The sequence below is a fragment of the Franzmannia qiaohouensis genome (assembly GCF_031451695.1).
GTDB lineage: Bacteria > Pseudomonadota > Gammaproteobacteria > Pseudomonadales > Halomonadaceae > Franzmannia > Franzmannia qiaohouensis.
On the sequence record NZ_JARWAM010000006.1, the window covers coordinates 202,197 to 216,260 of the forward strand.

At 67.0% G+C, this 14,064-nt stretch carries 10 protein-coding genes; 4 read left to right on the forward strand and 6 right to left on the reverse strand.

Features of this window, described 5'->3' with window-relative positions:
• Window positions 1-21: 21 nt before the first annotated feature.
• Window positions 22-3,195 carry an efflux RND transporter permease subunit gene (locus QC821_RS10090; protein WP_309720508.1) on the reverse strand — a complete coding sequence of 1,058 codons (3,174 nt, stop codon included), beginning with the start codon at window positions 3,193-3,195 and terminating at the stop codon, window positions 22-24.
• A gap of 87 nt (window positions 3,196-3,282) precedes the next feature.
• On the reverse strand, window positions 3,283-4,437 hold the full coding sequence (locus tag QC821_RS10095) for an efflux RND transporter periplasmic adaptor subunit (protein ID WP_422720102.1): 1,155 nt from the start codon (window positions 4,435-4,437) through the stop codon (window positions 3,283-3,285).
• A gap of 295 nt (window positions 4,438-4,732) precedes the next feature.
• On the opposite strand from QC821_RS10095, the gene QC821_RS10100 reads away from it, so the two are divergent.
• Window positions 4,733-5,707 carry a LysR family transcriptional regulator gene (locus tag QC821_RS10100; protein WP_309720513.1) on the forward strand — a complete coding sequence of 325 codons (975 nt, stop codon included), beginning with the start codon at window positions 4,733-4,735 and terminating at the stop codon, window positions 5,705-5,707.
• 63 nt (window positions 5,708-5,770) lie between these two features.
• Complete coding sequence (locus QC821_RS10105; protein ID WP_309720516.1) at window positions 5,771-6,157, forward strand: RidA family protein; 387 nt, start codon at window positions 5,771-5,773, stop codon at window positions 6,155-6,157.
• Here the strand turns inward: QC821_RS10105 and QC821_RS10110 are convergent.
• Complete coding sequence (locus tag QC821_RS10110; RefSeq protein ID WP_309720518.1) at window positions 6,129-8,015, reverse strand: ABC transporter ATP-binding protein; 1,887 nt, start codon at window positions 8,013-8,015, stop codon at window positions 6,129-6,131. The genes QC821_RS10105 and QC821_RS10110 overlap by 29 nt on opposite strands.
• A 69-nt stretch (window positions 8,016-8,084) precedes the next feature.
• On the opposite strand from QC821_RS10110, the gene soxR reads away from it, so the two are divergent.
• The gene (gene soxR, locus QC821_RS10115; protein ID WP_095621882.1) at window positions 8,085-8,534 is read left to right on the forward strand and encodes a redox-sensitive transcriptional activator SoxR; all 450 of its coding nucleotides are present in this window, start codon (window positions 8,085-8,087) and stop codon (window positions 8,532-8,534) included.
• Between the two features lie 75 nt (window positions 8,535-8,609).
• Window positions 8,610-9,017: a YciI family protein gene (locus QC821_RS10120; protein ID WP_076748616.1), complete on the forward strand. Its 408-nt coding sequence runs from the start codon at window positions 8,610-8,612 to the stop codon at window positions 9,015-9,017.
• Here QC821_RS10120 and prpF read toward each other — a convergent pair.
• The 3 genes from prpF to prpC are packed head-to-tail and all read right to left on the reverse strand — an operon-like array spanning window position 9,014 to window position 14,002.
• A complete protein-coding gene (gene prpF, locus QC821_RS10125; RefSeq protein ID WP_309720526.1) occupies window positions 9,014-10,207 on the reverse strand; it encodes a 2-methylaconitate cis-trans isomerase PrpF in 1,194 nt (397 codons plus the stop codon). The two genes, QC821_RS10120 and prpF, sit on opposite strands and share 4 nt — an antisense overlap.
• On the reverse strand, window positions 10,204-12,837 hold the full coding sequence (acnD, locus tag QC821_RS10130) for a Fe/S-dependent 2-methylisocitrate dehydratase AcnD (protein ID WP_309720529.1): 2,634 nt from the start codon (window positions 12,835-12,837) through the stop codon (window positions 10,204-10,206). The genes prpF and acnD overlap by 4 nt, the downstream gene beginning before the upstream one ends.
• Before the next feature lie 37 nt (window positions 12,838-12,874).
• Complete coding sequence (gene prpC / locus QC821_RS10135) at window positions 12,875-14,002, reverse strand: bifunctional 2-methylcitrate synthase/citrate synthase (RefSeq protein ID WP_309720532.1); 1,128 nt, start codon at window positions 14,000-14,002, stop codon at window positions 12,875-12,877.
• Window positions 14,003-14,064: the final 62 nt, after the last annotated feature.

Below are 14,064 nucleotides of genomic sequence, written 5' to 3' on the forward strand. Positions count from 1 at the left end.
GCTCTCATGGGTTTGGCCAGATCAGGCATGGTAGGCGCCCTCCACAGGCTGCGCGTCGCGTGGGTCGGGTTGGCCACGCGTGACCAGCTTGCGCAGCGCGACGTAGAACACCGGGGTCAGGAACAGGCCGAACAGGGTCACGCCAAGCATGCCGGCGAACACCGCCGTGCCCAGCGCCTGGCGCACCTCGGCGCCGGCGCCACCGGCCAGCATCAGCGGCACCACCGCCGCGGTGAAGGTGATCGAGGTCATGATGATCGGCCGCAGGCGCAGGCGGCAGGCCTCCAGCGCCGCCTCGACGATGCCGCGGCCCTGCATCTCCAGCTCGCGGGCGAACTCGACGATCAGGATGGCGTTCTTGCACGCCAGGCCAATCAATACCACCAGCCCCACCTGGACGAAGATATTGTTGTCACCGCCGGTGAACTTCACGCCGATCAGCGCCGAGAGCATGCACATCGGCACGATCAGGATCACCGCCAGCGGCAGGGTCCAGCTCTCGTAGAGCGCCGCCAGCGCCAGGAACACCAGCAGGATCGCCAGCGGGAAGACCACCAGGGCGGCACCGCCCTGGTTGACCTGCTGAAAGCTCAAGTCGCTCCACTCAAAGGTCATACCGGCGGGTAGCACCGCCGGCGCCAGGCCCTCGACCAGCGCCAGCGCCTGGCTCGACGACAGCATCCGGGGGTCGGATTCGCCCATCAGGTCGGCGGCCGGATAGCCGTTGTAGCGGATCACCGGATCCGGCCCGAAGGTCTCGTTGATACGGATCATGCTGCCGATCGGCACCAGCTCGCCAAAGGCGTTGCGGGTACGCAGCCGATCGATGTTCTCGACGTCCAGGCGGAAGCCGCCATCGGCCTGGGCGATCACCTGCCAGGTGCGGCCGAAGCGGTTGAAGTCGTTGACGTAGGCCGAGCCAAGATAGACCTGCAGGGTCTCGAACAGGTCGCTGAGCGGCACCCCCTGCGACTTGGCCTTGACCCGATCCACGTGCAGGTCGAGCTGCGGCACGTTGGCCTGGTAGGAGGTGATGGGATAGCCCATCCCCGGGGTCTGTGCCAGCGCCCCGCTGAGGCCGTCGACGGCGTTCTGCAACTCGCCGTAGCCGAGGTTGGCGCGATCCTGCACGAACAGCGAGAAGCCCGAGCCGGAACCGAGCCCCAGGATCGCCGGCGGCATGAAGGCGAAACTGAAGGCCTCCTGCAGGGCGGCGAACTTGCCGTTGAGCTCGGCGGTGATCTCCTCGGCACTGCGCTGGCGGTCGCCGAACGCCTCCAGGCCGAAGAACACCGTGCCGGAGTTGGGCGTGTTGGTGAACTGCAGCGGATTGAGGCCGGGGAACGCCACTGCCGCCTCGACCCCCTCGGTCTCCAGGGCGATCTCGGTCATGCGCCGGACCACCTCCTCGGTGCGATCCAGTGAAGCCCCCTCGGGCAGCTTGGTGCCGCCGATCAGGTACATCTTGTCCTGGGTGGGGATGAACCCGCCCGGCACCGCCTGGAACATTAGCCCGGTAGCGGCCAGCAGCAGCACATAGATGCCGAACACTACGCCACGCCGGCGCAGGCTGCGCCCCACGCCACGTTGATAGCGCTCGGAGCTGGCGCCGAATAAGCGGTTGAAGGGGCGGAACAGCCAGCCGAACAGCAAGTCGATGAGCCGCGACAGGCGGTCCTTGGGCGCATCGTGGGGCTTGAGCAGCAGCGCGGCCAGCGCCGGCGACAGCGACAGCGAGTTGATCGCCGAGATCACCGTGGAGATGGCGATGGTCACTGCAAACTGGCGATAGAACTGGCCGGTGACGCCCTCCAGGAAGGCCATCGGCACGAACACCGCGCACAGCACCACCGAGATCGCAATGATCGGCCCGCTCACTTCACGCATGGCCTGGTGGGCCGCCGCCAGCGGCGCCAGTCCCTCCTCGATATTGCGCTCGACGTTCTCCACCACCACGATGGCGTCGTCGACCACGATACCGATCGCCAGTACCAGCCCGAACAGGGTCAGGGTATTGATCGAGAACCCCAGCAGGTAGAGCACCGCAAAGGTACCCACGATCGACACCGGCACCGCCAGCAGCGGGATGATCGAGGCCCGCCAGGTCTGCAGGAACAGCGTCACCACCAGCACCACCAGCAGTACCGCCTCGAGCAGCGTCTTGATCACCGACTTGATGGAGTCGCGCACGAACACCGTCGGATCGTAGACGATCTCGTGCTCCACGCCCTCGGGAAAGCGCTCGGCCAGCTCGACCATCTTCTCGCGTACCGCATCGGACAGCGCAATGGCGTTGGAGCCCGGCGCCTGGAAGATGCCAATCGCCACCGCCTGCTGGTTGTCGAGCAGTGAGCGCAGCGAGTACTCGGCGGCGCCAAGCTCGAGCCGCGCCACATCGGAGAGGTAGGTGATCTGGCCGTCGCTGCCGGCCCGCACGATGATGTCGCCGAACTCCTCCTCGCTGGCCAAGCGCCCCTGGGCATTGATCGAGATCAGGAAGTCCGAGGCCTGCGGCGTCGGCGGTGCGCCGAGCTGGCCCGCCGAGACCTGCACGTTCTGCTCGCGGATCGCGGCCAGTATATCGCCGGCGGTCAGCCCCCTGGCGGCGGCGCGGTCGGGATCGATCCACACCCGCATGGCGTAGTCGCCAGCGCCAAACAGCATCGCCTGGCCGACGCCGGGCAGGCGTGCCAGCTCGTCGCGAACGTGTAGCGCCGCGTAGTTGCGCAGGTAGGTGCTGTCGTAGCGCCCGTCCGGCGAGATCAGCTGCGGCACCATGGTCAGGTCGGGCGACTGCTTGTCGGTGGTCACGCCCTGGCGGCGCACCGCCTCCGGCAGCCGCGCCAGCGCCTGGCTGACCCGGTTCTGTACCTGCACCTGGGCCGCATCCGGGTCGGTACCGGGGCGAAAGGTCAGGGTCATCGCCAGCACCCCGTCGGAGCCGGCCACCGACTTCATGTACATCAGGTCCTCGACCCCGGTGATCGCCTCCTCCAGCGGCGTGGCCACCGTCTCGGCGATCTCCTTGGGGTTGGCGCCGGGATACACCGCCCGCACCTGCACGGTAGGCGGCACCACGTCCGGGTACTCGCTGATTGGCAGCAGCGGGATACTGATCGCCCCGGCAATAAAGATCAGGATCGACAGCACCGCGGCGAAGATCGGCCGGTCGACGAAGAATTTCGCAAAATCCATGGCAAGGCTCCCGCCTCGGGGCAGACGCAGAGCGTCAGCCCTGGGGGCATCGTTCAGGGGTTAGGGTTGGCACTGGAGTGGTAACGCTCAGCGAGTGGCGGCGAGCTCCGTGCCGCCGGCGGTTGGCCCACGCATGTCGACGCTTTCGGCTGCCACTTCCATACCCGGGAAGAAGATCCGCTGGGCGCCGCGCACCACCACCCGGTCGCCGGACTCGAGACCGGACGCGACGACCCTCAGCCCCTCGGCCATGCGACCCAGCTGCACGTCTCGGCGCTGCGCAATCCCCTCGTCGTCGACCACATAGACATACTTGCGGTCCTGGTCGGTGAGCACTGCCTTGTCGTCGATGAGGATGGCCTGCTGCGAGCCGCTGCCGAGCAGCTGTACCCGAGCAAACATGCCCGGCGCGAAGCGCCCCTCGCTGTTGTCGAGCACGGCCCGCATCAGGATGGTGCCCGCGGCGGCGTCCAGCCGGTTGTCGACGAAGTCCACCTCGCCCGGGTACGGATAGCTCTCATCGCTGGCCAGCCCAACGCGGACCGGCGTGCGCTCATCGCGGGAACTCGCGCGCTCGCCGCTGCGGGCCATGGCGTCGTAGTTCAGGTAGGCCCGCTCGTCGCTGTAGAAGTGCACATGGACCTGGTCCAGCGAGACGATGCTGGTCAGCGGCGTGGCCTCGGAGACCAGGTTGCCGACGGTCACCAGGGCCCGGCCGGTGCGCCCGGAAATCGGCGCGCGGACCTCGGTAAACGCCATGTCCAGGCTCGCCGTGTCGAGCGCCGCCTGCGCCGCAAGGACCTCGGCATTGGCCTGGGCCGCTGCCGCCCGACGCTGGTCCAGCTCCTCGCGGGAGATGGCCCGGCTCTGCGCCAGGGTCTCCGCCCTGGCGACCTCGCTGCGGGCAAGCTCGGCGCGGGCACGCGCCCGCTCCAGGTCGGCCTCTGCCAGCGCCAGTGCAGCCTGGTAGGGACGCTGGTCGATCACGAACAGCACCTCCCCCGCCTCGACACTCTGGCCCTCGGTGTAGTGAATGCTGTCGATATATCCGGTCACCCGCGGGCGTAGCTCTACCGTCTCCACCGCCTCGATACGGCCGGTGAATTCGTCCCAGAAGCGCACGCTCTCAACCACCACATCGGCCACGCTAACCTGGGGCGGCGGCGGCGCCTGCTGCGCACTGTCGGCCTGGCTGTCACAGCCGGCCAGGAACAGGAGTCCCACCGCCATGGCGGTAACCATAAGGCGTCTGGGGAGACCCGTGGGTTGGAACATCTCGTGGACGTTCATAAGTGACCTCTATCGACTCGGAATGGCGAAATCCACCGACGACTCTCGTCGGGCCTGGCAGTTGAATTGCCGTGGACGCTAACCAGTCGATTGATGTGACGGGGAATCGACACGCGGCAACCTGACGCAATGCGCCACCATAAAGCCCTATTGACAACTTGATTAGTCAGGCAACCAGGGAAATACTGTCCCATTGACGGGACAGTTAACGTGCGGCATCTCCCAAGCACGGCACAGGACAGCGACAATGTTGCAGGATCTCAACGACGCCTTGATCTTCGCCAAGGTGGTAGAACAAGGCAGTTTTATCGCCGCGGCCAAGCAGCTGCATCTTTCCAAGACAACGGTGAGCCGCAAGGTACAGGGGCTCGAGGAGCGCCTGGGCGCGCGACTGCTGCACCGCACGACACGCAACCTGAGCCTTACCGAGGCAGGCGCCGTTTACTTCGACTACTGCAATCGTATCGCCCAGGATCTCGACCAGGCAGAGAACGCCGTGCAAAGCCTGGAAGATAGTCCGCGTGGCTGGCTGCGGGTCACGGCGCCCTTTACCCTCTGCACCGAGTTCACCTCGGACCTGATACGCGAGTTTCACGAGCGCTATCCCCAGGTGCGTATCGAGATGGTGCTATCCAACGATCGTCTCGACCTGGTGACCAATCAGATCGACGTTGCACTGCGCGTCGGGCCCCTGCCGGATTCGACCTTGATAGCCCGTCCCTTGGCACGCTACCGCTCCTTCGTCTATGCCAGCGACCGCTATATCGCCATGCACGGCGAGCCAAGCGAACCGGCGGAACTGGCCCGCCACCCCGCCCTGGCCAAGTGCACCGACCAACGCGGCCAGCGCTACCTGTGGCAGTTACATAATGGAACGCGTCAGGTGGAAGTAGAGATCGACCCAATTGCCATCGCCAACGATCCCTTTGTGCTGCGCGGGCTGCTGGTCGAGGGGCAAGGCATAATGCTGGCCAGCGAGATCGTCGCCTGCCTGGGGCCGGAGGAGCAGCGGCTGCGGCGGGTGCTGGATGGCTGGGAGGGACCCGAGGTTGAACTGAATGCGGTCTTCCCTGGAGGGCGCCTGATCTCTCCCAAGGTGCGCACCTTCGTCGACTTCGTCGTCGAACGTATGCGGATCGAGAACTTACCCACTGCCGAGCCGTGGCATCCCCAGCTTCAGCCTGCCGCCGAGATGGCAGAGAACGCCGCAGTCACTGCCTGATACGGCAGGAACCCTTTGGGCCCGGGAGGGTCGTATAGGTGCTTGTTTTGATAAGGAGATCACATGCCAGAGCACCACAACGACCCCACCCTGCCAAGCCCGCACTTTCCCGGTAGTCATATCGTGATGGACGACCGCTACGCCTTCGTCTCCGGCCTGACCGCCGCGGATATCCACGGCACCGAGGGCGATATCGGCGATATCAAGGAGGAGACGCATCGCGTCATGCGCGAGCTCCAGCGCATGCTGGAGATGGTCAACGTGCACATGAGCGACGTGGTGAGAGTCGATGTCCACCTCGCCGACCTCGACGAGATTCACGACATGGACAGCATCTACGCGGAATTCTTCGAGGGACCGAACTATCCGGCGCGCACCTGCACCCAGTCCCCCAAACTGTTCGGGGGCTGCCGCGTCGAGATCACGTTGATGGCGCGCCGGCCGGACTGAGCGCCCTCTCACCGTCGAGATCCACGCCCAGAAAGCCCCCTGACTGGCGCCGCCACAGCGCGGCATAGAGGCCATCCTCGGCCAGCAGTTCGCGGTGGGTACCGGTCTCGACGATACGCCCCTCGTCGATCACCACCAGCCGGTCGAGCATGGCGATGGTCGAGAGGCGATGGGCGATGGCGATCACCGTCTTGCCCTGCATCAGGGTGTAGAGCTGCTCCTGAATCGCCGCCTCGACCTCGGAGTCCAGCGCCGAAGTGGCTTCATCGAGCACCAGGATCGGTGCATTCTTGAGCAGCACCCGGGCGATCGCGATGCGCTGGCGCTGGCCGCCGGAGAGCTTGACCCCGCGCTCGCCAACATGGGCATCCAATCCGCGCCGGCCCTGCACGTCGACCAGGTCATCGATGAAGCTGTCAGCATGGGCGCGGCGCACTGCCTCCAGCACCTGGGCCTCGCTGGCATGCGGGCTGCCGTAGCGAATGTTGTCGCGCAGCGAGCGATGCAGCAGCGAGGTGTCCTGGGTCACCATGCCGATCTGCTGGCGCAGCGATGACTGGGTGACCGCGCCAATATCCTGGTCGTCGATCAGGATGCGGCCCCCCTCCAGGTCGTAGAAGCGCAGCAGCAGGTTGGCCAGGGTCGACTTGCCGGCGCCGGAGCGGCCAATCACCCCGACCTTCTCCCCCGGCGCGATGGTCAGGCTCATGCCGTCGAAAACCCGCTGGGCCTCGCCGTCCGGCCGCGCATAGCCGAAGCGCAGCGCATCGAAGCGAATCTCGCCCTGCGACACCTCGAGCGGTCGGGCCCCCGGCGCGTCCTTGACCTCGGGTTCACGGGCAATGGTATTGATGCCGTCCTGCACCGTGCCGATATTCTCGAACAGTCCTGCCACCTCCCACAGGATCCAGTTGGACATGAAGCGGATGCGCATCACCAGCGCGATGGCCACCGCAATCACCCCCAGCGATACCGCCTCCAGGTACCAGGCGCCGATGGCGATGGTCGCGACCCCGGCCAGCAGCAGCGAGTTGAGTAGCGTCAGGCTCACCGTCAGCTTGGTGGCCAGGCGCATCTGACGGTGCACCGTGGCCATGAAGCCCTCCATGGCATCGCGGGCGTAGTGCTGCTCGCGCTGGGTATCGGCAAACAGCTTGATGGTCTGGATATTGCTGTAGCTGTCGACGATGCGCCCGGTCATCCGTGCGCGGGCGTCGGCCTGCTCCATGGAGACCTGGCGCAGGCGCGGCACGAACACCCTCATGATCGCGATATAGCCGACCAGCCAGGCCACCAGCGGCAGCATCAGCCACGGCTCGGCGTTGCCCATCAGCAGCATGGCGCCGATGAAGTAGACGATCACATAGACCAGCAGGTCCATCAGCTTCATCACCGTCTCGCGAATCGCCAGCGCCGTCTGCATCACCTTCTGCGAGACCCGACCGGCGAACTCGTCCTGATAGAAGGCCATGCTCTGGCCGAGCATATGGCGGTGCGCCAGCCAGCGGCCGATCATCGGATAGTTGCCGAAGATGCTCTGATGGGTGATCAGCGACTGCAGCAGCGTCAGCAGCGGCAGGCCGACCACCACCAGCGCCGCCATGCCGGCCAGGCGCCAGCCATATTCGGCGAAGAAGCCCTCGCGCTCGGCGGCCGCCAGCCAATCGACCAGGTCGCCCATATAGCTGAAGAACAGCACCTCGACCGCCGACACCAGCGCGGTGAGCAGCGACATCACGATCAGCAGCGGCAGCACCGGCCGCGAGAAGTGCAGGATGAAGGCACCCAGCCCGCGGGGCGGCGTCTCGGGCACGCCAGGCGGATAGGGGTTCACCAGATTTTCGAAGAATCGGAACATGTCATCACCTTGTGTTGAGGCGACCAGCAGGGTAAAACCTCAAGTAAACTACAGGTCAAGGAAAATCGCATGTCCCGTAGCATCCCACGTGAACTCAGTGTCGGCGAGGTCGCCGCGCGCAGCGGCGTGGCCGTCTCCGCCATTCACTTCTACGAAGCCAAGGGGCTGATCGCCAGCCGCCGCAACGCCGGCAACCAGCGCCGCTTCACCCGCGACGTGCTGCGCCGGGTAGCGATCATCAAGGTCGCCCAGCGCACCGGCATCTCACTTGCCGAGGTGGGTGAGGCCTTCGCCACCCTGCCCGACCACCGTGCCCCCAGCGCCGCCGACTGGCAGCGCCTCTCGGCCAACTGGCGGGAAACTCTCGATGAACGCATTCGCTGTCTGACCCAGCTGCGCGACCAGCTCGACCACTGCATCGGCTGCGGCTGCCTGTCGATGGACGACTGCCCGCTGCGCAACCCGCGCGACACCCTTGCCGAGCAGGGCTGCGGGGCGCGCCTGCTGGAACCGGGCTGAAACCTCACAGCAGGCTGTCGAATCGACAAGGCCAGGTTCGACACACGGGGGTACCCACCAGCGAGGAGAGATCGCATGCGTTTCATGATCATCGTCAAGGCCAGCCAGGAGAGCGAGGCCGGCGCCATGCCGGAGGACAGCATGGTTGCCGCCATGGCCGAGTTCCACGAGCAGCTGGCCAATGCCGGCGCCCTGCTCGACGCCTCGGGCCTGCAGCCCAGCGCCAAGGGTTGGCGCATCGAGTACCGCGACGGCGAGCAGCTGCTCACCGACGGCCCCTTCAGCGAGGCCAAGGAGCTGATTGCCGGCTACACCCTGATCAAGGTCGCCTCACGCGAGGAGGCGCTGGCGTGGACGCAGCGCTTCCCCAACCCCGGCGGCCCAGGGGGCAACGCCGAGATCGAGGTGCGCCAGCTGTTCGAATTGGAGGATTTCGCGCCCGGCGAAGGGATTCAGCGCTTCCGGGCGCTGGGCACGGTTTAGCCTGCCACCTCACCTGGTACCCGTACCCACCCCTCCATCAACACCCGGGCGCTGCGGCTCATGGTGACCTGCTCGACCCGCCAGTCGTCTCCCGCCCGGCTCGCCTTGGCGCCGACCCGCAGCGTGCCCGAGGGGTGGCCGAAGCACACCGAGTCGCGCTCGCTGCCGCCGGCCGCCAGGTTGACCAGGGTGCCGGGGATCGCCGCGGCGGCGGCGATGGCCACCGCCGCGGTGCCCATCATGGCGTGGTGCAGCTTGCCCATGGAGAGCGCCCGCACCAGCAGGTCGATCTCCTCGGCCGCCACCTGCCGGCCGCTGGAGGCGGTATAGCCTGACGGCGGTGCCACGAAGGCCACCTTGGGCGTGTGCTGGCGGCTACCCGCCTCGCTGACGTCCTTGATCAGCCCCATGCGCAGCGCACCGTGGGCGCGCAGCGTCTCGAAGCGCAACAGTGCCGCCGGGTCGCCGTTGATCGCCTCCTGCAGTTCGGTGCCGGTATAGCCGAGATCGGCGGCGTTGACGAAGATGGTCGGAATGCCGGCGTTGATCAGGGTCGCCTCGAGGCGCCCGCCCGCCACCACCTCGGACGGCACCTCCAGCTCATCGACCCGGTTGCCGGTGGGGAACAGCGCGCCCTCGCCGTCGGCGGGGTTCATGAAGGCCACCGGCACTTCCGCCGCCGGGAAGGTCACCCCGTCGAGCTCGAAGTCGCCAGTCTCCTGCACCTGGCCGTTGGTGACCGGCACCCGCGAGACGATGGTCTTCTCGATATTGGCCTGCCAGATGCGCACCTCGACCACCCCGTCGGCGGGAATCCGCGCCGGGTCGACCAGGCCGTTGGCGATGGCGAACGGCCCCACCGCGGCGGAGAGGTTGCCGCAGTTGCCGCTCCAGTCGACGAAGGGCGTGTCGATGGAGACCTGGCCGAACAGGTAGTCGACGTCGTGGTCGGGGCTCTCGCTCGGCGACAGGATCACCGCCTTGCTGGTGCTGGAGGTCGCCCCGCCCATGCCATCGACCTGCTTTTGATACGGGTCGGGGCTGCCCAGCACCCGCAGCAGCAGCGCATCGCGGGCCGGCCCGGGCGCCTGGGCCGCGGCCGGCAGATCGGCGAGGCGGAAGAACACCCCCTTGCTGGTGCCGCCGCGCATGTAGGTCGCGGCAATGCGGATCTGCGGCGTATGGCTCATGCGTTGGCCCCCTCGCTGGATTCGAGGAAGTCCTGGGCGAAGCGCTGCAGCACGCCGCCGGCGGTGTAGATGGTCAGCTCCTCCTCGGTATCCAGGCGGCAGATCACCGGCACCCGCTGGGTCTCGCCGCTGGAGCGGTGGATCACCAGGGTCAGCGTCGCCTGCGGCGCCGCCGCGCCCTCGACGTCATACACCTCGGTGCCGTCGAGCGCGAGGGTGTGGCGGGTGGTGCCCGGCTCGAACTGCAGCGGCATCACGCCCATGCCGACCAGGTTGGTGCGGTGGATGCGCTCGAAGCCCTCGGCCACGATCGCCTCCACGCCGGCCAGCGCCACGCCCTTGGCCGCCCAGTCCCGCGACGAGCCCTGGCCGTAGTCGGCGCCGGCGATGATGATCAAGGGCTGGCTGCGCGCCATGTAGGTCTCGATGGCCTCCCACATGCGCGTTATCTTGCCCTCCGGCTCGATCCGCGCCAACGAGCCCTGGCGCACCTTGCCCGCGTCGTCGCGAACCATCTCGTTGAACAGCTTGGGGTTGGCCAGGGTGGCGCGCTGGGCGGTGAGGTGGTCGCCGCGGTGGGTGGCGTAGGAATTGAAGTCCTCCTCCGGCACGCCCATCTTGTCCAGGTACTCCCCCGCCGCGCTGTCGAGCTGGATGGCATTCGACGGCGACAGATGGTCGGTGGTGATGTTGTCGGGCAGGATCGCCAGTGGCCGCATGCCCTTGAGGCTGCGCTCGGCGGACATCTTGCCCTCCCAGTAGGGCGGACGGCGGATGTAGGTGCTCTGCGGGCGCCAGGCATAGAGCGGCTCGGTCCTGGCCGCCGCGCTCTTGTCCAGGTCGAACATCGGGATATAGGTCTGGCGGAACTGCTCCGGCTTCACCGCCCGCTTGACGATGGCGTCGATCTCGGCGTCGTCGGGCCAGATATCCTTGAGCGTCACCGGATTGCCGTCGGCGTCGACGCCCAGGGCGTCCTTCTCGATATCGAAGCGGATAGTGCCGGCGATGGCGTAGGCCACCACCAGCGGCGGCGAGGCCAGGAAGGCCTGCTTGGCATAGGGGTGGATGCGGCCGTCGAAGTTGCGATTGCCCGACAGCACCGCCACCGAGTAGAGGTCGCGGTCAATGATCTCCTGCTGAATGACCGGATCCAGCGCGCCGGACATGCCGTTGCAGGTGGTGCAGGCATAGCCCACCACGCCGAACCCCAGCGACTCCAGCTCGCCCATCAGGTCGGCCTCTTCGAGGTACATCTTGACCGTCTTGGAGCCCGGCGCCAGCGACGACTTCACCCACGGCTTGCGGATCAGGCCGAGGCGGTTGGCGTTGCGGGCGATCAGCCCCGCCGCCACCATGTTGCGCGGGTTGGAGGTATTGGTGCAGCTGGTGATGGCGGCGATGATCACCGCGCCATCCGGCAGCTTGCCGGCCTGCTCCTCGGCGCGGGCGGCGTCGAGCCCCACCGCCACACCGCGCTTGGCGAGCTCGCTGGTAGGCAGGTGGGCGTGGGGGTTGGAGGGCCCGGCCAGGGTGCGGGTCACGCTGGAGAGATCGAAGCGCAGCACCCGCTCGTACTCGACCTCGGCGAGGCTATCGGCCCACAGCCCGGTGTGCCTGGCGTAGGCCTCGACCAGCGCCACCTGCTCGTCGTCGCGGCCGGTAAGGGTCAGGTAGTCGATGGTCTGGGCGTCGATGTAGAACATCGCCGCGGTGGCGCCATACTCCGGCGTCATGTTGGAGATGGTGGCGCGGTCGCCGATGCTCAGCGCCTCGGCACCCTCGCCGTAGAACTCCAGGTAGGCCCCCACCACCCGCTCGCGGCGCAGGAACTCGGTAATCGCCAGCACCATGTCGGTACCGGTCACGCCGGGCTGCAGCTTGCCGCTCAGCTCCACGCCGACGATGTCCGGCAGGCGCATCATCGAGGCGCGGCCGAGCATCACGCTCTCCGCCTCGAGGCCGCCGACGCCCACCGAGATCACCCCCAGGGCATCGGTCATCGGCGTGTGGCTGTCGGTACCCACGCAGGTATCCGGAAAGGCGACCTTCCGGCCGCTGGCATCGGGCTGGACCTGCACCACCGGCGACATCTTCTCCAGGTTGATCTGGTGCATGATGCCGTTGCCGGGCGGGATCACGTCGACGTTCTCGAACGCGGTCTTGGTCCAGTTGATGAAGTGGAAGCGGTCGTCGTTGCGGCGGTCCTCCACCTGGCGGTTCTTGTCGAAGGCGTCCGCCTCGAAACCGGCATGCTCCACCGCCAGCGAGTGGTCGACGATCAGCTGGGTGGGCACCACCGGGTTGACCTTGGCCGGGTCGCCGCCCTGCTCGGCAATGGCGTCGCGCAGGCCGGCCAGGTCGACCAGCGCGGTCTGGCCGAGGATGTCATGGCACACCACCCGCGCCGGGTACCAGGGGAAGTCGAGGTCGCGCTTGCGCTCGATCAGCTGGCGCAGCGCATCGCTGAGCAGCGCCGGGTCGCAGCGTCGTACCAGCTGCTCGGCCAGCACCCGCGAGGTGTAGGGCAGCCCGGCGTAGGCGCCGGGGGCGAGGTCCTCGACCGCGGCACGTGCATCGAAGTAGTCGAGCTCGGTGCCGGGAAGCGGCTTGCGGTAGTCGGTGTTCATGATGTCACCCCGTGGTCGGTGGGCACTGGCGCGCGGTTCAGTCGCGCTGCTCGATAGGCAGCCAGTCGCGGGCGTCCGGTCCCACATAGTCGGCGCTTGGGCGGATAATGCGGTTGTTGTCGCGCTGCTCGAAAACGTGGGCGCACCAGCCGGTGACCCGCGAGCAGACGAAGATCGGCGTGAACAGCTTGGTCGGAATGCCCATGAAGTGATAGGCGCTGGCGTGGAAGAAGTCGGCGTTGCAGAACAGCTTCTTCTCGCGCCACATCACCGCCTCGACCCGCTCGGAAACCGGGTAGAGCACGCTGTCGCCGACGTCCTCCGCCAGCCGCTTGGACCATTTCTTGATGATCGCGTTGCGCGGATCGGACTCGCGGTAGATGGCGTGGCCGAAGCCCATGATCTTCTCTTTACGCTCGAGCATGCCGAGGATCTCGCGCTCGGCTTCGTCGGCGGAGGTCCAGTTCTCGATCATCGCCATCGCCGCCTCGTTGGCGCCGCCGTGCAGCGGGCCGCGCAGCGAGCCGATGGCGCCGGTCACGCAGGAGTGCATGTCGGAGAGCGTCGAGGCGCACACCCGGGCGGTGAAGGTCGAGGCGTTGAACTCGTGCTCGGCGTAGAGGATCAGCGACACGCTCATCACCTGGGCGTGCAGCTCGCTGGGCGCTTCGTCGCGCAGCAGGTGCAGGAAGTGGCCGCCCACCGAATCGTCGTCGGTCTCGGTATCGATGCGCACGCCGTCGTGGGAGTAGCGGTACCAGTAGCAGATGATCGACGGCAGCACCGCCAGCAGGCGGTCGGCGGCGTCCTGCTGCTCATCGAAGTGCTCCTCGGTCTCGAGGTTGCCGAGCATCGAGGCGCCGGTGCGCATTACGTCCATCGGGTGGGCATCGGCGGGGATCTGCTCGAGCACCGCCTTGAGCGGCGCCGGCAGCCCGCGCAGGCGTTTGATCCTGGTGATGTAGGCGTCGAGCTCGGCCTGGGTGGGCAGCTTGCCCTTGAGCAGCAGGTAGGCGACCTCTTCGAAGCGCGCCTTGTCGGCCAGTTCGGCGATGTCGTAGCCGCGGTAGGTCAGCCCCGAACCGCTCTGGCCCACGGTGCACAGCGCCGTGCTACCGGCGCTCTGGCCACGCAGGCCGGCGCCCGCAAGGGGTTTATCTGTCATGACGTTCTCCTTCTCCCAAACCTTCCGGCCGGTGAATATTGGATATTGTTATGGGGTATGCG